This is a genomic window from Streptococcus jiangjianxini (assembly GCF_040225085.1).
Taxonomy (GTDB): Bacteria; Bacillota; Bacilli; order Lactobacillales; family Streptococcaceae; genus Streptococcus; species Streptococcus jiangjianxini.
Genome location: NZ_JBEHGL010000010.1, coordinates 24954 through 44036, shown reverse-complemented (window position 1 = coordinate 44036; position 19083 = coordinate 24954). Strand labels below are relative to the sequence as shown.

Below are 19083 nucleotides of genomic sequence, written 5' to 3'. Positions count from 1 at the left end.
AAAACATGACAAATTTAAGAACAGACATCCGTAACGTTGCGATTATTGCCCACGTTGACCACGGAAAAACAACCCTTGTTGATGAGCTTTTGAAGCAATCACAGACGCTTGATGCTCGTAAAGAACTTGAAGAACGAGCAATGGATTCTAATGATATTGAAAAAGAGCGTGGTATTACCATTCTTGCGAAAAATACAGCGGTCGCTTACAATGATACGCGAATCAATATCATGGATACTCCAGGGCACGCGGATTTTGGTGGTGAAGTAGAGCGTATCATGAAAATGGTTGACGGTGTTGTTCTTGTCGTGGATGCTTATGAAGGGACAATGCCTCAAACACGTTTTGTATTGAAAAAGGCGCTTGAGCAAAACCTTACTCCAATCGTCGTTGTTAACAAAATTGACAAGCCATCAGCTCGTCCAGCAGAAGTGGTTGACGAAGTTCTTGAGCTTTTCATAGAGCTTGGTGCAGACGACGAGCAGTTGGACTTCCCAGTTGTTTACGCTTCAGCTATCAATGGAACATCCTCACTTTCTGATAATCCTGCAGATCAAGAAGCTTCAATGGCGCCAATCTTTGATACCATTATTGATCATATCCCAGCTCCAGTTGATAACTCAGATGAGCCACTTCAATTCCAAGTGTCTCTTCTTGACTATAATGACTTTGTTGGTCGTATCGGTATTGGACGTGTCTTTCGTGGGACTGTAAAAGTTGGTGACCAAGTTACCCTCTCAAAACTTGATGGTTCCACTAAAAACTTCCGTGTTACGAAACTCTTTGGTTTCTTCGGACTTGAACGCCGTGAAATCCAAGAAGCTAAAGCAGGTGATTTGATTGCTGTTTCAGGGATGGAAGACATCTTCGTTGGTGAAACAGTCACACCGCAAGATGCCATTGAGCCACTTCCAATTCTTCGAATTGATGAGCCAACGCTCCAAATGACATTCTTAGCTAACAACTCACCATTTGCTGGCCGCGAAGGTAAACACGTGACATCGCGTAAAGTGGAAGAACGTTTATTGGCTGAACTTCAGACAGACGTGTCTCTTCGTGTTGAAGCAACGGACTCACCAGATAAATGGATCGTGTCAGGTCGTGGTGAACTTCACTTGTCCATTTTGATAGAAACCATGCGTCGTGAAGGCTACGAGCTCCAGGTATCAAAACCTGAAGTTATTATTAAAGAAGTTGATGGTGTTCAATGTGAACCATTTGAACGTGTCCAAATCGATACACCAGAAGAGTACCAAGGAGCTATTATTCAAGCCCTTTCTGAGCGTAAGGGTGACATGCTTGATATGACAATGGTCGGTAACGGGCAAACACGTTTGATCTTTTTGATTCCTGCTCGCGGTCTGATTGGATTCTCAACAGAATTCCTTTCAATGACACGTGGTTACGGTATCATGAACCATACTTTCGACCAGTACCTACCATTGATCCCAGGTGAAATCGGCGGACGCCACCGTGGTGCTCTCGTTTCCATTGATGCTGGTAAAGCAACGACTTACTCAATCATGCGTATTGAAGAACGTGGTACTATCTTTGTTAATCCAGGAACTGAAGTTTACGAAGGAATGATTATCGGGGAAAATGCTCGTGAAAATGACCTTGGCGTTAACATCACCACTGCTAAACAAATGACCAATGTCCGTTCAGCAACGAAAGATCAAACATCGGTTATCAAAACGCCACGTATTTTGACTCTTGAAGAATCTATCGAGTTCTTGGATTATGATGAGTACATGGAAGTTACGCCAGAATCAATTCGTTTGCGTAAACAAATCTTGAACAAAGCTGCGCGTGATAAAGCAAACAAAAAGAAAAAATCAGCTGAATAAGAATCGGTGATTGAAAGGTAAGATAGTAAGGAGGAACATGTTTTATTTATTAGTATTACTTGCCATAGTTCTTTACTATTTCTTCATGGCTCCCAAAACTATTCGCAGCACCATTAATTCTATTGGATTTATGATTGTTATGGCTCTGTTACTTATCTTAGCGGGCATGAGCTTCATGAAGCTCATTAGGTCTCCAGGTGAAGTTTACATCATAGCCATCATGCTAGTTTTTGGTTTTTTAGCGATTAGAGATGTGCTCCGCTTGTCTTCTAGGCCACTTCAGATTCGCTTGCCTTTCAAAAAAGAAAAATAAGAGAAAGCGCCTAACCTATGTTGGGTGTTTTTTCTCAGTTTTTCAAGAAAACTAGTCTTCTTGAAAAATGCCTTGATAAAGGGTAAAATAAGACAATAGTATTGAATGAAAAAAGGAAATAGACAGTTGTGATAAATGCAGTAAATATCAACGGACTGACAGGTTTTATTATAATATGAAAACTATCTCAAATTTTGAAAACAAAAAAGTTCTTGTTTTAGGTCTAGCTAGGTCTGGTCAAGCAGCAGCTAGACTTTTGGCTAAATTAGGTGCTATTGTTACTGTTAACGATGGAAAACCATTTGATGAAAACCCTTCTGGCCAAGCGCTTCTAGAAGAGGGAATCAAGGTTGTTTGCGGAAGTCATCCTTTGGAACTACTGGATGAAGACTTTGCCTTGATGGTTAAAAATCCTGGAATCCCCTACACTAATCCAATGGTTGCCAAGGCCAGTGAGAAACAAATCCCAATTTGGACAGAAGTAGAGTTAGCTAGCCTTGTTTCTGATGCTCCCATCGTCGGGATAACTGGTTCAAATGGTAAAACAACTACAACAACTATGATTGCTGAGGTTTTTAACCATGCTGGTCAATCTGGTCTTTTAGCTGGTAATATAGGTTTTCCAGCATCAGAAGTGGTAGTGGAGGCTAGTGCCAATGATACCTTGATTATGGAACTATCTTCTTTTCAGTTGATGGGGGTAAACTCTTTTAAGCCGCATATCGCTGTCATTACTAATCTTGAACCAACGCATTTGGACTACCATGGTACTTTTGAAGACTATGTGGCTGCCAAATGGAATATCCAAAATCATATGACGGCTTCTGATTATATTGTCCTTAATGCCAACCAAGGCATTACGCATCAGTTGGCGAAACAAACAAAAGCTACTGTTATCCCTTTTTCAACAATTGAAGAGGTTGATGGGGCTTATCTCAAAGAAGGTCAGTTATTTTACCAAGGTGAGTTAGTCATGGCAGCTAAGGACATTGGTGTACCGGGTGACCATAATATTGAAAATGCTCTAGCCACAATTGCAGTTGCAAAGTTGTCAGGTATTTCAAATCACGTTATCCAAGAAACTCTTTCAACTTTTGGGGGTGTGAAACACCGCTTGCAAGATGCCGGATCAGTCAGAGGGGTTTCTTTCTTCAATGATTCCAAATCGACTAATATTTTGGCAACGCAAAAAGCCTTGTCAGGTTTTGATAATAAAGACTTGATTTTGATAGCAGGAGGCTTAGATCGTGGGAATGGTTTTGAGGAACTTTCGTCTCACATCACCAATCTAAAAGCAATGGTTGTTCTTGGGGAAACAGCAGATAAGTTAGCTGAAATAGCAAAAGTAGCCAATGTTCCGGTAGAATATGCCAAAGATGTTGCTGATGCGACAAGAAAAGCTTACGAGTTGGCTGAGGTTGGTGACACTGTATTGCTAAGCCCTGCTAATGCTAGCTGGGATATGTATAAGAACTTTGAAGTTCGTGGAGATGAATTTTTGTTAACGGTTGACTCCTTGAAAGGGGCTACTCATGAATAAACGCAAAATTGTTTTAACAGGTGGCGGTACGGTAGGGCATGTGACGCTTAATTTACTGTTGATTCCTAAATTGATCCAAGATGGATGGGAAATTCATTATCTTGGAGACAAACATGGGATTGAATTTGAGGAAATCCAACGTTTGGATGAAGAAGTAACGTTTCATGCCATTGCAACTGGAAAATTAAGACGTTATTTTTCTTGGCAAAATGTATGGGATGTTTTTAAAGTTGGTTTTGGTGTCCTACAATCTCTCGTGACTATTGTCAAAATAAGACCAGAAGCCCTCTTTTCCAAAGGTGGGTTTGTCTCTGTGCCGCCAGTCATTGCTGCTAAATTGTTAGGGGTTCCTGTTTTTATTCATGAATCTGATTTATCAATGGGTCTAGCAAATAAAATTGCTTACAAGTTTGCGACAAAAATGTATACTACTTTTGAACAGGATGCTGCTTTAACAAAAGCTGAACATATTGGTGCTATCACTAAGGTTGAACCTTATTCTGTCCAATATGATCAGATGGTTGAAGAGATCAAAGAGCAGTTTGATGATTCTAAAAAGACGCTTCTTTTTGTTGGCGGATCAGCTGGGGCCAAAGTATTTAATGATTTTATCACTGAGCACTTAGCTGAATTAACAACACAATACAATATCATCAACATCTCTGGAGATTCTGACTTAAATAGTTTAAATAAAAATGTATACCGTGTCGATTACGTTACGGATTTATACCAACCGCTGATGAATTTAGCTGATCTAGTCGTTACTCGGGGAGGATCAAATACTATATTTGAACTAGTAGCTCTTCAGAAATTGCATTTAATTATTCCTCTGGGAAAAGAAGCTAGTCGTGGTGATCAATTAGAAAATGCTGCTTATTTTCAAAAAAGAGGTTACGCTCTTCAGCTCGCAGAAGAAGAGTTGAGTTTGGAGAGTTTAAACCAGAAAATTCAAGAGCTACTGGGGCATGCTTCTAAATTTGAAGAAGCTATGAAAAATAGTCAAGAGTTAACATCTCAACAAGCCTTCTATAATGAATTGACAGAATCTATCAAGAAGGCAAAGGGATAAGAATATGACAAAAGATAAGGAAACAACTAAAGATTCTGAAACAAAAGAGCCGGTTTTAACCGAGTGGCAAAAACGCAATCAGGAATTTTTAAAGAAAAAAGAGCAAGATAAAGCTGAGCAAGAAGAGGCTGAAAAGCGTCTTCAAGAGCTTAGACGTTCTCAATTTTTAGGGGATAAATCAGAGGAAAAAGATCCAAAACCCAAATCTAAAAAACGAAAGAAACGAAAAGAAAAGAAGAAAAAAGAGCCTAAACCTAAAAAAGTTAGAAAAAAGAATCCACATCTTAATCGTTTCATTACAGTGGTTTTGTTAGGAATTATTGTGCTATTGTTCTCTAGTTTCATGGTTAGCCCTTTGAGTACAACAAAAAATGTCACTGTCTCTGGACATCATTTTACGAATACGGCTTCTATTATGAAAGCCTCTGGGATTCAAAAAGATGATTATTTAACTAGTGTCTTTGCGAACCGGCACCAGATCGAAAAAGCTATCGTCAAAAAAGATCCTTGGGTTAAGGGAGCTAAGGTGACCTTTGAGTTACCCAATCATTTTAACATCAAAGTCACAGAGGATCGGATTATAGCTTATCGTCAGGAAAAGGATTTGTATTATCCCATTTTATCGAATGGTACAGTAGTTAAAGAAAACGTTCAAAAACTACCAGCTACGTATTTGAATGTTAATCTAGATACCCAAAAAGAGGTTAAAGAATTTATCGAGGCGAGAAATACTTTGGCTAAAAGAATTCGGAGAAATATTCAATCCGTTTCAAAAGAAGCTTCAAAATCAACAGATGATTTGATAAAGTTAACGATGTATGATGGCAATACAGTTATTGTTCCCCTTTCTAAGATTAAAGAACGCTTGCCCTACTATTCTCAGGTAAGCACTAAACTAGAAGTGCCAAGTGTTATTGACATGGAAGTTGGCATTTATGTTACAAATGAAACGGCAGATACCTCTGAAGAGGAACCGAGTCAAGCGTCAAGTGAAACACCAGCAGAAAATGCGAATTCTGAAGAAAATCCTCCAACACCATCTGAAAATCAAGAAGTTGAAGGGGCTCCAGAACAAGAAGCTGAAACCGCGGTGCAATAATAGTTGAAAACCGATTTTACTTGTTTACATTTCTATAACAAAAAGCACAAAATCTATTCATTTTGTGCTTTTTTATGATATAATATGCTTTGAATAATTCCGCCCTTGTGTGGTTTTTAGAATAGTAAGTAATGGAAAGAATGAGAGGTTGGGTAATGGCAAGAAACGGCTTTTTTACGGGCTTAGACATTGGTACTAGCTCGATTAAAGTACTCGTTGCAGAATACATTGATGGCGAAATGAATGTCATCGGTGTTAGCAATGTTAAAAGTTCTGGTGTGAAAGATGGTATTATCGTTGACATCGATGCAGCAGCAAAAGAAATTAAATTAGCAATTGAGCAGGCAGAAGAAAAATCAGGAATTTCAATCGAAAAAATAAATGTTGGTCTACCAGCAAATCTTTTGCAAATTGAACCTACGCAAGGAATGATTCCTGTTACTAGCGAGTCAAAAGAAATAAAAGACGAAGATGTTGAAAGTGTTGTAAAATCTGCATTAACTAAAAGCATCACCCCAGAACGTGAGGTGATTTCTTTAGTTCCTGAAGAGTTTATCGTTGATAGTTTCCAGGGCATCCGCGATCCACGTGGGATGATGGGGATTCGCCTTGAGATGCGTGGTCTTCTTTACACAGGTCCAACCACAATCCTGCATAACCTTCGCAAAACTGTTGAACGTGCAGGCATTACAGTTGAAAATATCATCATTTCTCCATTGGCAATGACTAAGTCGGTTCTTAATGAAGGAGAACGCGAATTCGGTGCTACTGTTATTGATATGGGTGGTGGTCAAACGACTGTCGCTTCAATGAGAGCTCAGGAACTTCAATATACCAACATCTATCCAGAGGGTGGAGAATACGTCACTAAAGACATTTCAAAAGTCTTAAAAACGTCGGTGCAAATTGCAGAAGCTTTAAAATTTAATTTTGGTAATGCCAATGTTAAGGAAGCAAGCGCGACAGATAGTGTTCAAGTTGAAGTTGTAGGGAGTGATACCCCGGTTGATGTTACTGAAAAATATCTCGCAGAGATTATCTCAGCCCGTATAAAGCATGTCTTAGAGCGGGTAAAACAAGATTTGGAACGTGGTCGCTTGCTTGAACTTCCTGGAGGAATTGTCATCGTTGGAGGTGGCGCGATTCTCCCAGGTGTCGTTGAGATAGCACAAGAAGTATTTGGAACTAAAGTTAAACTTTTTGTACCACATCAAGTTGGAATCCGTAACCCAATGTTTGCGAATGTCATTGGGTTGGTTGAGTACGTCGGAACGTTAACTGATGTCGACATTATTGCTCAGTTAGCAGTTACTGGAGAAGAAATCCTTCGCCGTAAACCTATTGATATTGGTCCAAATGATACAATGCCAAAACAAATACAACAACCTATTCAAAATGATTTTTCTTTGAATGAAGCAGATCATTTTGATCAAGATGAGAACATCCAAGAAGCGCCTAAGCCACGCGAACCTAAACAAAATATTGGAGATAGAGTTCGAGGGATCTTCGGCAGTATGTTTGATTAAAAAAAGTGAGGAATTAAAATGCCATTTTCATTTGATACAGCGTCTATGCAAGGTGCCATCATCAAAGTTATCGGAGTCGGTGGCGGTGGAGGCAATGCCATCAACCGTATGATTGATGAAGGACTTGCTGGCGTAGAATTTATTGCAGCAAATACTGATATTCAAGCACTAAGCTCATCTAAAGCGGAGACTGTTATCCAGTTAGGTCCAAAATTAACACGTGGACTTGGTGCTGGAGGACAGCCTGAAGTTGGACGCAAAGCAGCTGAGGAAAGTGAAGAAGTTCTAACAGAAGCGCTTACTGGAGCAGACATGGTTTTCATTACCGCTGGAATGGGTGGTGGATCAGGTACTGGTGCAGCACCTGTCATTGCACGTATTGCAAAAAGTTTAGGAGCTCTGACCGTTGCAGTAGTCACTCGTCCTTTCGGCTTTGAAGGAAACAAACGTGGTAACTTTGCAATTGAAGGCATTCAGGAATTGCGTGAGCAGGTAGATACTCTTCTGATTATTTCAAATAACAACTTGCTGGAAATTGTTGATAAGAAAACACCACTTCTTGAAGCACTTAGTGAGGCTGACAACGTCCTTCGTCAAGGTGTGCAAGGTATCACTGACTTGATTACAAGTCCAGGTCTTATTAACCTAGACTTTGCGGATGTGAAAACCGTTATGGCCAATAAGGGAAATGCCCTTATGGGGATCGGTATTGGTTCAGGTGAAGAGCGTATTGTTGAAGCAGCTCGTAAAGCAATCTACTCACCATTACTTGAAACAACAATCGATGGTGCAGAAGATGTTATTGTTAACGTAACAGGCGGCCTTGATATGACCCTTACTGAAGCTGAAGAAGCGTCAGAAATTGTTGGTCAAGCAGCTGGTAACGGTGTTAATATTTGGCTTGGTACCTCAATTGACGATACGCTTAAAGATGAAATTCGTGTAACTGTTGTTGCAACGGGTGTTCGTCAAGATCGTACAGAACAAGTGACGGGGATGCGTTCAACACCACGTACGTTTAATAATCAAACGTCAGGACAGTCATCATCCTCTCAATATGATAATCAACGTTCTGAAGAACCAGCTCCATCATTTGATCGTCGTCAAATGAACTTTGATATGGCGCAAAATGTTGACATGCCTTCTTCTCCACGACCATCTCAAACTGATTTTAATCAACCCAACCAAAATTCTGCCTTTGGGAACTGGGATCTTCGTCGCGATAACATTGCTCGCCCAACAGAAGGTGAACTTGATGGCAAACTAAATATGTCAACCTTCTCAGGTGGTTCTGAAGAAGATGATGAACTGGACACACCGCCATTCTTTAAAAACCGTTAAAATGCGATGGATTTAGCAAATAATAAATCAAAGATTTTCAACAGTGTAGCAGATGCCATTGAGTCTTCCAATAACACTCAAGAAGTCAATATTATTGCAGTAACGAAATATGTCGAAGCAGAAGTAGCTCATCAGTTGGTTGAAACGGGTGTTAGACATATTGGTGAGAACCGTGTTGACAAATTTTTGGATAAATACCATGCGTTGGCGGATCAGTCAGTTACTTGGCATTTAATTGGTAGCCTTCAACGCCGAAAAGTTAAAGATGTGATTAATCTAGTGGATTATTTTCACGCCTTGGATTCAGTAAAATTGGCTAAGGAGATTAATAAACGAGCAGATCATCCGATCAATTGCTTTCTCCAAGTTAATTTATCAGAAGAATCTAGTAAGCACGGTTTCCTAAAGAGCGAGATCGAACAAGCCTTACTGGAATTAGCAGAGTTACCTAATATCAATCTCGTTGGATTGATGACAATGGCTCCGCTAAAAGCGAGTCAAGCGGAATTAGACATTTTGTTTGAAGAAGCTTACCAATTAAAAGAAGATATTAAAGCTAAAAATATAAAGAATATGCCGATGACAGACTTAAGCATGGGAATGAGTGGTGATTATCTAATCGCTATCAAGCATGGTGCAACATTTGTTCGAATTGGTACAGCTTTCTTTCAATAGGAGAGACATATGGCATTTTTTAAAGATATGATTGAAAAAGCAACTTTATACTTTGCTACAGATGAAGTTAGTGATGTAGAAGAGTTTGAGCAAGCATTGCCTCAACAAGAACAAAAACGAGGTTCATCCGCACAAACGGGCACTATGTCACAAGAACGACCATCGCAGCCAGCTAGTCAATCAGCAGCTTCGATGCAACGGCAAACACAAATGCGCGGTCAAAGACAGGTGAATTCTGTCTCATCAGAACACGCTCATCGCGACAGTGTTGCTCCCACACAACAATATAGGAAAGAGCAAATGAGTAATTCATCCCAACCGACTATCGCCTTAAAATACCCACGTAAATACGAAGATGCAACAGAAATTGTTGATTTGCTAGCTGGTAATGAATGTGTTTTGATTGACTTTCAATACATGCTGGAAGCCCAAGCGCGCCGCTGCTTAGACTTTGTTGATGGGGCTAGCCGTGTTTTATCAGGTAATCTTCAAAAAGTGGGTTCTTCAATGTATTTATTGACACCACAATTTGTTATAGTTGACATTGAAGAAATGACAATTCCAAATGCTGGTCAAGATGTTAATTTTGACTACGATATGAAACGACGTTAATATGTTTTTATTTTATATAATACTAGTTAGACTCGTACGAGTTTATTCGACACTTTTAGTAATCTATGCTTTACTCTCTTGGTTTCCAGGAGCCTATCAAACGAAGCTAGGGCAAATTTTAGTTGCAATTGTTGAGCCAACCTTGGCTCCGTTTCGACGCTTAAGACTTCAATTCGGTGGAATCGATTTTACCATTGTTGCCGTTTTCTTGGTACTTCAATTATTACTTAGACTCTTTTCATACTTACTATTATTCTAATGGAAAAACCATCGAAACACTTATATCAACATTACGATGTCAGTGAACATGCCTTTATAGATAAAGTTCAAGATATGATTCATTCTGTTGAGAATACTTACAGCATGTATTTAACAGATTTTCTTGATCCTAGACAAGAAGTCATTGTTAATGAGCTGGTTTCTCAAACAACTTTGACATTTTATTCAAGTCGTGATATTCTTACCGAGGAGTATCATAGGGTCATTATTGCTCCAGATTATTATCAACTAAATGTCGATGATTTTGAAATAAGCCTGCTCAACATCCAATATGCTAAAAAGTTTAATCGCCTTAACCATTCGCAAATTATGGGGACATTGATTAATCAATTAGGCATTAAACGTTCCGTTTTCGGTGATATTTTAGTTAATGGTGATGATGCGCAAATATTTCTTGAAAAATCAATGGTTACTTATTTTGAAACAAATGTCAGCAAGATTGCTAAGGTCCCTGTTAAACTTCAAGAAGTTGACTTTAGTCAGAAGCTTGAATTTCTTGAAGAAGGGCAAGAGCAGCTTTACCTTGTCTCGAGTTTAAGATTGGATAAAGTGATTGCAGCAGTCCATCAATTACCGAGACAGACCAGCCAAAAGTTGATTCAGTCTCAGAAAGTAAAAGTTAACCATAAATTAACGACGAAAACGACTGAAATAGTACTGGTTGATGATTTACTCAGTGTCCGAGGATATGGCAGGTGCCGTATCATTTCAGACAGTGGTGTAACGTCGAAAGGGAAACATAAATTAGTCGTCAAAAAAATTAGACAGAAATAGGGGAGGTTGTAATGGCTATTACAGCACTTGATATTAAAGATAAAACATTTAAACTAAAATTCCGCGGATATAGCGAAGAAGAGGTTAATGAATTCTTAGACATCGTTGTTGATGACTATGAAAAATTAACCCGTGAAAATCGTGAGCAAGAAGCAAAAATCAAAATGCTTGAAGAAAAGTTGGCTTATTTTGACGAAATGAAAGAATCATTGAGTCAGTCAGTTATCTTGGCACAAGAAACTGCCGATAAAGTGAAAGCATCTGCTCGTACAGAGTCTGATAACATTTTGACACATGCTAACAATCAAGCGACACTTCTTTTAGAAGAATCAAAACAAAAAGCGAGCGACATGCTTCGTGACGCCGCTGATGAGGCTAAACGCGTTGCTATTGAGACAGAAGATTTGAAACGTCAAACGCGTGTTTTCCATCAACGTCTATTGTCATCTGTTGAAAGCCACTTAGCATTAGTTAATTCACCTGAATGGGATGAATTATTACAACCTACTGCTTCCTATATTCAAAATTCAGATGTTGCCTTTAGAGAAGTTGTAGAGTCAGTGCTTGATGCTGATCATGAGGCACCCCAAGTGGCTGATGCGGCAACTATCGATGCAACTCGTCAATTCTCGCCTGAGGAAATGGCAGAATTACAGCGTCGTGTTGAAGAAAGCAACCGTCAATTGGAAGAAACCATTGCAGGTCAAGATCCTTTATTAACAGATGATCTTTTATTTGGAACAAGTTCTTCTGAAGACTTTACTTTTGAATCAGACTTAGCTGAAGAGGAATCTTTAAGTTTTGAAACGGAACCAGAATTCTTTGAGTCTGAGTCATATTCTAGCCATTCAACATATGCTAGCGATGAGTCAGAAGCAAGCTTAAATGAAACACAAACTTTTAAATTGAATTTCGAAGATTAAGAAAAACACGATTTTTTAAGTATATGCTAAGCGAACAGGAGAGGGTGTGAGTCCTGTCATCACTGCTTAAAAGATTATCATTTTCGATCTTTCTAGCTGAAGTCAGTAAGTTAGGAGGGGTGAGCTCCCTTATCGGCTCAAGAGGGAAAATATCGCCATTTTTAGTGAGCTTTACGCTTTAACATTTGGTTTGAAATGATATTTTCTGAATTAAGGTGGTACCACGAGCTTTCGTCCTTTTTGGATGAGAGCTTTTATTTTTTAAGGAGTTTTATATGAAATTAAAAGATACATTGAATCTCGGCAAAACAGCATTTCCTATGCGTGCTGGTCTTCCCAATAAAGAGCCACAATGGCAAGCAGCTTGGCAAGAGGCAGACATTTATCAAAAACGTCAAGAATTGAATGAAGGAAAACCGGCTTTCCACCTTCACGATGGTCCTCCCTATGCCAATGGCAATATTCATGTTGGACATGCTCTGAACAAAATTTCAAAAGATATCATTGTTCGTTCAAAATCAATGTCTGGTTTTTCAGCACCATATGTGCCAGGTTGGGATACGCATGGTCTTCCAATTGAGCAAGTACTAGCAAAACAAGGTGTTAAGCGTAAAGAAATGGATCTGGCTGAATACCTAGAAATGTGTCGCCAGTATGCTCTGTCCCAAGTTGATAAACAACGCGAGGACTTTAAACGTCTCGGTGTTTCTGCCGATTGGGACAATCCTTATATCACACTTGATCCTCAATTTGAAGCAGATCAAATCCGAGTTTTTGGTGCGATGGCTGATAAGGGATACATCTACCGTGGTGCTAAGCCTGTTTACTGGTCTTGGTCTTCTGAATCTGCTCTTGCTGAAGCAGAGATTGAATATCATGATATTGAGTCAACATCACTCTACTATGCCAATAAAGTAAAAGATGGTAAGGGTGTCCTTGACACAAATACTTATATCGTGGTGTGGACAACTACCCCATTTACCATTACAGCTTCACGCGGATTGACAGTTGGTGCTGATTTGGATTACTTACTGGTTAGAACTCCAAATGATGATCGTAAATTTGTCGTAGCAGAAGCTCTTGTTGATACACTTGCTGAAAAATTTGGCTGGGAATCATTTGAGGTTCTTGAGCGCCATAAAGGTTCAGCCTTAGAGTATATTGTCACTGAACACCCATGGGATGAAGCTGTCGAAGAATTAGTTATCCTAGGTGATCACGTAACAACAGATTCTGGTACGGGTATCGTCCATACTGCACCATCATTTGGTGAGGATGACTACAATGTTGGGACAAAATATGACCTTGAAGTTTATGTAACAGTGAACGAACGTGGTCTTATGAATGAACTTGCTGGACCTGATTTTGAAGGACAATTCTACGATAAGGTTGTCCCAACTGTTCTAGAAAAATTAGGTGATTTGCTACTTGCTAAAGAAGTCATCAGCCACTCCTATCCATTTGATTGGCGCACTAAAAAACCAATCATCTGGCGTGCAGTGCCGCAGTGGTTTGCTTCAGTCGCGAAATTCCGTCAAGAAATCCTTGATGAAATTGAGAAAACAACCTTCCATCCGTCATGGGGAAAAACGCGTCTCTACAATATGATTCGTGACCGCGGCGATTGGGTTATCTCTCGTCAACGTTCATGGGGTGTCCCTCTTCCAATTTTCTATGCTGAAGATGGCACAGCAATCATGACCAAAGAAGTAACGGACCATGTTGCTGATTTGTTTGCGGAACACGGCTCTGTTATCTGGTGGCAACGTGAGGCTAAAGACCTTCTTCCTGAAGGCTTTACGCATCCAGGCTCTCCAAATGGTGAATTTACTAAGGAAACTGACATCATGGATGTTTGGTTCGACTCTGGTTCATCATGGAATGGTGTTATGAACGCTCGTGAGAATCTTTCTTACCCAGCTGATCTTTACCTTGAAGGATCTGATCAATACCGTGGCTGGTTTAACTCATCATTGATCACTTCTGTAGCTGTTAATGGACATGCGCCATATAAAGCTATCCTTTCACAAGGTTTCGTTCTAGACGGTAAGGGTGAGAAAATGTCTAAATCAAAAGGTAATATCATCTCACCAAATGATGTGGCTAAGCAATATGGAGCTGAGATTCTCCGCCTTTGGGTAGCCTCTGTTGATACTGATAACGATGTTCGAGTATCTATGGACATTTTAGGTCAAGTTTCTGAGACATACCGTAAAATCCGTAATACGCTTCGTTTCTTGCTTGCTAATACACATGATTACAACCCATCGACGGATGCTGTTGCTTATCAAGATTTAGGTGCAGTCGATAAATACATGACCATCAAATTTAACAAGCTTGTTGAGACAATCAACAAAGCCTACGACAATTATGATTTCATGACCATCTATAAAGCAGTTGTTAACTTTGTGACGGTTGATTTATCTGCCTTTTATCTTGATTTTGCTAAAGATGTGGTATACATCGAAGCAGCGAATAGTCCAGAACGTCGTCGGATGCAAACTGTTTTCTATGATATCTTGGTAAAAATCACTAAGTTATTGACCCCAATCTTGCCTCATACGGCTGAAGAAATCTGGTCATACCTTGAACATGAAGAAGAAGAATTCGTTCAACTATCTGAGATGCCTGTGGCACAAGCATTCGAAGGGCAAGAAGTTATTTTAGAAGAGTGGGATACCTTTATGGAATTCCGGGCTCATGCTCAAAAAGCACTTGAAGAAGCTCGAAATGCTAAAGTTATTGGGAAATCATTAGAAGCCCATATGACAGTTTACGCCAGCGAAGAAGTGAAAAACTTACTAGATTCACTGGATAGCGATATCGCTCTTTTATTGATTGTCTCACAATTGACGATTGCTGATGAAGCTGATAAGCCGGCGGATGCTGTTGCTTTTGATGGTGTTGCTTTCAGTGTAGAGCGTGCAGAAGGAGAAGTTTGTGAGCGTTCTCGTCGGATTGATCCAACAACTCGTATGCGTCCATACGGAGTGATGGTCTGCGATGCTAGTGCAAAGGTCATCGAAGAAAACTTCCCAGAAGCAGTAGCAGAAGGATTCGAAGTCAAAGCTTAATATCAAGGAAATCAGTTTAGAACATCTGACAATGATGAGTAGTTATGAAAGCTTAGGTCCGCTACTATATGTGGTGAAATGATTCTAAAGAAGTAAACGAGAAGACCGTTTGGTCTTCTCGTTTTGTCCTATTTATTAAAAAACAAGCCATGGTGGTGGCTTGTTAAACAGTTGTTGGAATAGAAATATTAATGAGATTTTCAGTGTGTGATGTTCTCAATTGTTCTTTTAAAACAATAGTCTTATCTATTTTGCGTTTAAGGAAGAATTCCCGAATAGCTTCTAATTCAGAATCTTTGATAGCACGGTATTTGTTTGAAATGAGGATTTCATAGTGTTTTGGTGCTTGTGAAAAGATAACGTCAGTGTTACCTGCAGAGTAGACTTCGACTAAAGTTGCATCAGTGTTTCGGAGTTGGTTTTTTACGAGTGTAGGGTGGCTGCTTGTCACATTGATAAGTCTCATGTTTATCCTCCAATAAAACTTTTTCTGTCTATATTATAACACTTATTGACCTGAAAAAATTATTTAATATGTTTTTTTTCCCACATTTCAATGCCCCATTTGTGGCTGCCACGTTTTAATTTAGCTTTAGCTTCGTGGATAGGGAACCAAGCCAGTTTATTAAAATCTTCCAAAGGATTTCCTAACTCTTCAAAGGAAGTGACTTCGTAGATATAGGCAGGATTGTAAAAATGTGTATCGCGATGGCTAGAGTAGAAGTATTCGTCAGCTTGTCCAAAATAGTCTCCAAGTTGTGCCTTAAAACCAAGTTCTTCGATCAGTTCGCGTTCAAGCGCTTGAAAATGGTCTTCGTTTCCCTCGATTTCTCCACCAGGGAGAAACCAGGCTCCATTTGGCGCTTGAACCAGAATCATTTTATCCTGCTCTTTATTTGGGATAACAGCATAGACGCCATAACGATTTTGATAGACAACATTGTCTTCTTTGTGGCCGAATGTAGGATTTACCATAGTTTTCCTCGATAGTTTTTTCTCTTATTATACTAAAAATTAGCCTAATAAACTAGAAAAGTTTCCAAAAATTTTGACATTTTCTGAAAATATTGGTATAAATGGTGGCAACAGTTAAAGCTTGGAGAGGTTGGTTATGTCAGCAAGAAAAGTCACAATTTCAGCTCTTTTTATGGCGGTGATCATTATTTTGAGTGCTAGTTTCTTATCGATTCCTGTACCGGGCGGGCATTTTTATATCAATGGTATTGTTATCTTTTTAGTAGGGCTTTTATTTCCACCTCTGGAAGCGATGGTGGTCGCGGGAATTGGTTCGTTTTTAGGAGATTTTTTCTTTTATCCGACACCTATGTTTGTCACACTTGTAACGCATAGTTTACAAGTAGCTACGATATCAGTTGTTGTTGGACCCAAGAAGACGAAGGCCAACAAGAATCGTGTCTGGCTGGCGATGTCTCTAGGGGCAATGATTGATATTATTGGTTATGGACTAGGTAGAGCTTTTCTTTATGCTAATCCTCAATATGCGATGCTGAAATTACCCTTTGACGTGTTAGCAGCTGTTCTCTCGATGTTGGTTGTTTATTGTCTTTATTTTAGAACATCAATTGTTAAGGATTTTCAGACTTATTGGAACCTCCGATAATGCAAAAGGTTGCGTCAATCATGATTGACGCAACCTTTTTTCTAGTTTTCTTCAATAACAGCTTCAGCTTTTGTGTTTGATTTGATGACGATATGTCCATTTGAAGTCATGATAGCACGGAGATTTTTTTCTGAAGGATTTTCAAGGTAATAATCTGTGATAGCATCTTCGATATGGTCTTGGATAGTTCGGCGCAGTGGTCGAGCCCCCATTTTTGGATCATAGCCAAGGTCAACCAGTTTTTCCTTAACTTTATCGGTTACCTCGAGGTGGAGGCCGTTGACAGCGAGACGGTCGTTAACATCTTCAAGCATAAGGTTAACAATCGTAAGAAGGTTTTCTTTTTCAAGGGCCTTGAATTCGATAATACCGTCAAAACGGTTCATAAACTCTGGACTGAAGAAATCACCAAGCTGGTTAAGTACAGAATTGGTGCGACCTTCACGAGCAGCACCGAAACCAACAGAAGCTTCAACTTTGCCAGTACCGGCATTAGAAGTCATGATAATGATGGTATCTTTGAAGCTGACCGTACGACCTTGACCATCAGTTAGGCGACCATCATCAAGGACTTGGAGAAACATATGCATGACATCTGGATGAGCTTTTTCAACTTCATCAAGTAGGATAAGTGAATATGGGTTGCGGCGGACTTTTTCAGTTAATTGCCCAGCCTCTTCATAACCAACGTATCCTGGAGGAGCACCGACAAGTTTGGCAACAGCGTGCTTTTCCATGTATTCAGACATGTCGAAGCGGATCATGCTGTCAGCGGAACCGAAGAGTTCGATAGCTAATTGTTTGGAGAGTTCTGTTTTACCAACACCAGTTGGCCCTACAAAGAGGAAGGAACCGATGGGGCGATTTGGAGAGCCAAGACCGACTCGGTTACGACGGATAGCTTTTGCAATTTTATCGACAGCATCATCTTGACCAATGACATGTGATTTAAGGTCATCCGCCAAATGAACCAATTGGCTTTGTTCTTTTTCTTTGAGATCGCCAACGGGGATATTAGTTTTTTGCTCAATAATAGCTTCGATATTTTTTTCCGTAATAATAGGGATGTCTTGATCGTCTATTTTTTGAGCTTGCATTTCCTTGTACTTAGCGATTTGATCACGATAGTAAGCGGCACGTTCGTAGTCTTCATCATGTGTTGCTTGGGTCTTAAGATTCTCAGCTTCAACTAGGCGCTGATCTATTTCTTGCGGATCAACAAAATTCAAGGTTAAATTCATCTTAGAACCGGATTCGTCAAGAAGGTCAATAGCCTTATCGGGAAGGAAGCGATCTTGGATGTAACGATTGGAAAGAATGGCTGCCGCTTCGATAGCATCAGAGCTGTATTTGACATGATGGTAATCTTCGTATTTGGGTTGAATTCCCTTTAAGATGGTGATGGTTTCTTCAACACTTGGTTCATCGACTTTAACCGGTTGCATACGACGTTCCAAAGCAGCGTCTTTTTCAATAATACGATACTCATTAAGAGTTGTTGCCCCAACTAATTGAAGCTCGCCACGTGCGAGAGCAGGTTTTAGGATATTACCAGCGTCCATATTGCCATCGCCAGCACTACCGGCACCAACAATTTCATGGATTTCATCGATGAAGAGAATCACATCTTGGCGATTGCGAATTTCTTCCATGAGCTTTTGCATACGCTCTTCAAATTGACCACGGATACCAGTTCCTTGAACAAGGCTGACAACATCTAAACGAATGACTTGTTTACCCTGGAGTTTTTGTGGAACATCAGCATCGACAATTTTTTGAGCTAGGCCTTCCACAACAGCTGTTTTACCAACTCCGGGCTCACCGATAAGAACAGGATTGTTCTTAGTACGACGGTTTAGAATTTCAATGACACGAAGAATTTCATCGTCACGGCCAATAACAGGATCAATGTCACCTTGACGAGCGATTTCAGTAATATTGATACCGAATTCCTCTAGGAGACCTTGGTTCTTTTGCTGAGCAGGTCCTTGAGGACCGTTTGGTTGACGGTTTCCTGGGCCCTTGTTGCCACCTTGACCACCAGCTTGTGTTTTAGGACTATTTGGTAAATCACCGCTAAAGGCGCGGAAGTTATTGAGATCACCAAAGAAATCATCGAAAAATGGATTCATAGACGATGACGCTCTTTCTTGGCCTAAATTTGACAAAAGACTGTTTTTAGGATCCGTTTTCATGATTTGATAACAGTTTTGGCAAAGATCGACTTGTTTTTGCCTTCCATTAACATTAGTGTATAAATGGATAGTTGATTCATTTAATTGACAATTTTGACAAAGCATAGATATACCTCGCTTTTTGAGAGATTTTTAAAAGTGAAATGTTTAAATAGATATAGGACTTTTATCGAACCAAATTCATTTTGGTCAAAT

The 19083-nt window shown here is 39.7% G+C and carries 17 protein-coding genes; 14 read left to right on the top strand and 3 right to left on the bottom strand.

What is annotated here, in order from left to right; all coding sequences use genetic code 11:
- The first annotated feature begins 5 nt into the window (after positions 1–5).
- From typA to ileS, 13 genes are all read left to right on the top strand, one after another.
- A complete protein-coding gene (gene typA, locus ABP870_RS05655) occupies positions 6–1847 on the top strand; it encodes a translational GTPase TypA (RefSeq protein ID WP_350014487.1) in 1842 nt (613 codons plus the stop codon).
- Between the two features lie 37 nt (positions 1848–1884).
- Positions 1885–2160 (top strand): DUF3165 family protein, encoded by a 276-nt coding sequence (locus tag ABP870_RS05650; protein WP_350014486.1) that lies wholly within the window; start codon positions 1885–1887, stop codon positions 2158–2160.
- A gap of 175 nt (positions 2161–2335) precedes the next feature.
- Complete coding sequence (gene murD, locus ABP870_RS05645) at positions 2336–3700, top strand: UDP-N-acetylmuramoyl-L-alanine--D-glutamate ligase (protein ID WP_350014484.1); 1365 nt, start codon at positions 2336–2338, stop codon at positions 3698–3700.
- Positions 3693–4769, top strand: a complete 1077-nt coding sequence (locus ABP870_RS05640) for a UDP-N-acetylglucosamine--N-acetylmuramyl-(pentapeptide) pyrophosphoryl-undecaprenol N-acetylglucosamine transferase (RefSeq protein WP_350014483.1) — start codon at positions 3693–3695, stop codon at positions 4767–4769. The genes murD and ABP870_RS05640 overlap by 8 nt, the downstream gene beginning before the upstream one ends.
- 4 nt (positions 4770–4773) lie before the next feature.
- Positions 4774–5868, top strand: a complete 1095-nt coding sequence (locus tag ABP870_RS05635; protein ID WP_350014482.1) for a cell division protein FtsQ/DivIB — start codon at positions 4774–4776, stop codon at positions 5866–5868.
- Positions 5869–6023: 155 nt separating this feature from the next.
- Positions 6024–7394, top strand: a complete 1371-nt coding sequence (gene ftsA, locus ABP870_RS05630) for a cell division protein FtsA (protein WP_350014481.1) — start codon at positions 6024–6026, stop codon at positions 7392–7394.
- An 18-nt stretch (positions 7395–7412) separates the two neighbouring features.
- Positions 7413–8735, top strand: a complete 1323-nt coding sequence (gene ftsZ / locus ABP870_RS05625) for a cell division protein FtsZ (protein ID WP_350014480.1) — start codon at positions 7413–7415, stop codon at positions 8733–8735.
- 6 nt (positions 8736–8741) lie between these two features.
- Positions 8742–9410, top strand: coding sequence for a YggS family pyridoxal phosphate-dependent enzyme (locus tag ABP870_RS05620; RefSeq protein WP_350014479.1), 669 nt, complete (start codon positions 8742–8744; stop codon positions 9408–9410).
- A 9-nt stretch (positions 9411–9419) separates the two neighbouring features.
- Positions 9420–10022 (top strand): cell division protein SepF, encoded by a 603-nt coding sequence (locus ABP870_RS05615; protein ID WP_350014478.1) that lies wholly within the window; start codon positions 9420–9422, stop codon positions 10020–10022.
- Between the two features lies 1 nt (position 10023).
- Complete coding sequence (locus tag ABP870_RS05610) at positions 10024–10281, top strand: YggT family protein (protein WP_350014477.1); 258 nt, start codon at positions 10024–10026, stop codon at positions 10279–10281.
- Entirely contained in the window at positions 10281–11075 is a 795-nt protein-coding gene (locus ABP870_RS05605; protein WP_350014476.1) for a YlmH family RNA-binding protein, read from the top strand. The genes ABP870_RS05610 and ABP870_RS05605 overlap by 1 nt, the downstream gene beginning before the upstream one ends.
- 11 nt (positions 11076–11086) lie before the next feature.
- On the top strand, positions 11087–11998 hold the full coding sequence (locus ABP870_RS05600) for a DivIVA domain-containing protein (protein WP_350014475.1): 912 nt from the start codon (positions 11087–11089) through the stop codon (positions 11996–11998).
- Between the two features lie 275 nt (positions 11999–12273).
- The gene (gene ileS, locus ABP870_RS05595; protein ID WP_350014474.1) at positions 12274–15072 is read left to right on the top strand and encodes an isoleucine--tRNA ligase; all 2799 of its coding nucleotides are present in this window, start codon (positions 12274–12276) and stop codon (positions 15070–15072) included.
- Positions 15073–15235: 163 nt separating this feature from the next.
- Here ileS and ABP870_RS05590 read toward each other — a convergent pair whose 3' ends face one another.
- Together ABP870_RS05590 and ABP870_RS05585 are read right to left on the bottom strand one after the other, a co-directional pair.
- Positions 15236–15538, bottom strand: coding sequence for a DUF1827 family protein (locus tag ABP870_RS05590; protein WP_062709659.1), 303 nt, complete (start codon positions 15536–15538; stop codon positions 15236–15238).
- Between the two features lie 59 nt (positions 15539–15597).
- A complete protein-coding gene (locus ABP870_RS05585) occupies positions 15598–16047 on the bottom strand; it encodes an NUDIX hydrolase (RefSeq protein ID WP_062709656.1) in 450 nt (149 codons plus the stop codon).
- A gap of 136 nt (positions 16048–16183) precedes the next feature.
- On the opposite strand from ABP870_RS05585, the gene ABP870_RS05580 reads away from it, so the two are divergent.
- Positions 16184–16693: an ECF transporter S component gene (locus tag ABP870_RS05580; protein ID WP_350014473.1), complete on the top strand. Its 510-nt coding sequence runs from the start codon at positions 16184–16186 to the stop codon at positions 16691–16693.
- A 41-nt stretch (positions 16694–16734) separates the two neighbouring features.
- Here the strand turns inward: ABP870_RS05580 and ABP870_RS05575 are convergent, their stop codons facing one another.
- Positions 16735–18993 (bottom strand): ATP-dependent Clp protease ATP-binding subunit, encoded by a 2259-nt coding sequence (locus ABP870_RS05575; protein WP_350014472.1) that lies wholly within the window; start codon positions 18991–18993, stop codon positions 16735–16737.
- Positions 18994–19083 lie beyond the last annotated feature (90 nt).

Excerpts from the sequence above, each read along its gene's own strand:
- typA (WP_350014487.1), top strand. The coding sequence starts at position 6 with ATGACAAATTTAAGAACAGACATCCGTAACGTTGCGATTATTGCCCAC.
- ABP870_RS05650 (WP_350014486.1), top strand. The coding sequence starts at position 1,885 with ATGTTTTATTTATTAGTATTACTTGCCATAGTTCTTTACTATTTCTTC.
- murD (WP_350014484.1), top strand. The coding sequence starts at position 2,336 with ATGAAAACTATCTCAAATTTTGAAAACAAAAAAGTTCTTGTTTTAGGT.
- ABP870_RS05640 (WP_350014483.1), top strand. The coding sequence starts at position 3,693 with ATGAATAAACGCAAAATTGTTTTAACAGGTGGCGGTACGGTAGGGCAT.
- ABP870_RS05635 (WP_350014482.1), top strand. The coding sequence starts at position 4,774 with ATGACAAAAGATAAGGAAACAACTAAAGATTCTGAAACAAAAGAGCCG.
- ftsA (WP_350014481.1), top strand. The coding sequence starts at position 6,024 with ATGGCAAGAAACGGCTTTTTTACGGGCTTAGACATTGGTACTAGCTCG.
- ftsZ (WP_350014480.1), top strand. The coding sequence starts at position 7,413 with ATGCCATTTTCATTTGATACAGCGTCTATGCAAGGTGCCATCATCAAA.
- ABP870_RS05620 (WP_350014479.1), top strand. The coding sequence starts at position 8,742 with ATGGATTTAGCAAATAATAAATCAAAGATTTTCAACAGTGTAGCAGAT.
- ABP870_RS05615 (WP_350014478.1), top strand. The coding sequence starts at position 9,420 with ATGGCATTTTTTAAAGATATGATTGAAAAAGCAACTTTATACTTTGCT.
- ABP870_RS05610 (WP_350014477.1), top strand. The coding sequence starts at position 10,024 with ATGTTTTTATTTTATATAATACTAGTTAGACTCGTACGAGTTTATTCG.
- ABP870_RS05605 (WP_350014476.1), top strand. The coding sequence starts at position 10,281 with ATGGAAAAACCATCGAAACACTTATATCAACATTACGATGTCAGTGAA.
- ABP870_RS05600 (WP_350014475.1), top strand. The coding sequence starts at position 11,087 with ATGGCTATTACAGCACTTGATATTAAAGATAAAACATTTAAACTAAAA.
- ileS (WP_350014474.1), top strand. The coding sequence starts at position 12,274 with ATGAAATTAAAAGATACATTGAATCTCGGCAAAACAGCATTTCCTATG.
- ABP870_RS05590 (WP_062709659.1), bottom strand. The coding sequence starts at position 15,538 with ATGAGACTTATCAATGTGACAAGCAGCCACCCTACACTCGTAAAAAAC.
- ABP870_RS05585 (WP_062709656.1), bottom strand. The coding sequence starts at position 16,047 with ATGGTAAATCCTACATTCGGCCACAAAGAAGACAATGTTGTCTATCAA.
- ABP870_RS05580 (WP_350014473.1), top strand. The coding sequence starts at position 16,184 with ATGTCAGCAAGAAAAGTCACAATTTCAGCTCTTTTTATGGCGGTGATC.
- ABP870_RS05575 (WP_350014472.1), bottom strand. The coding sequence starts at position 18,993 with ATGCTTTGTCAAAATTGTCAATTAAATGAATCAACTATCCATTTATAC.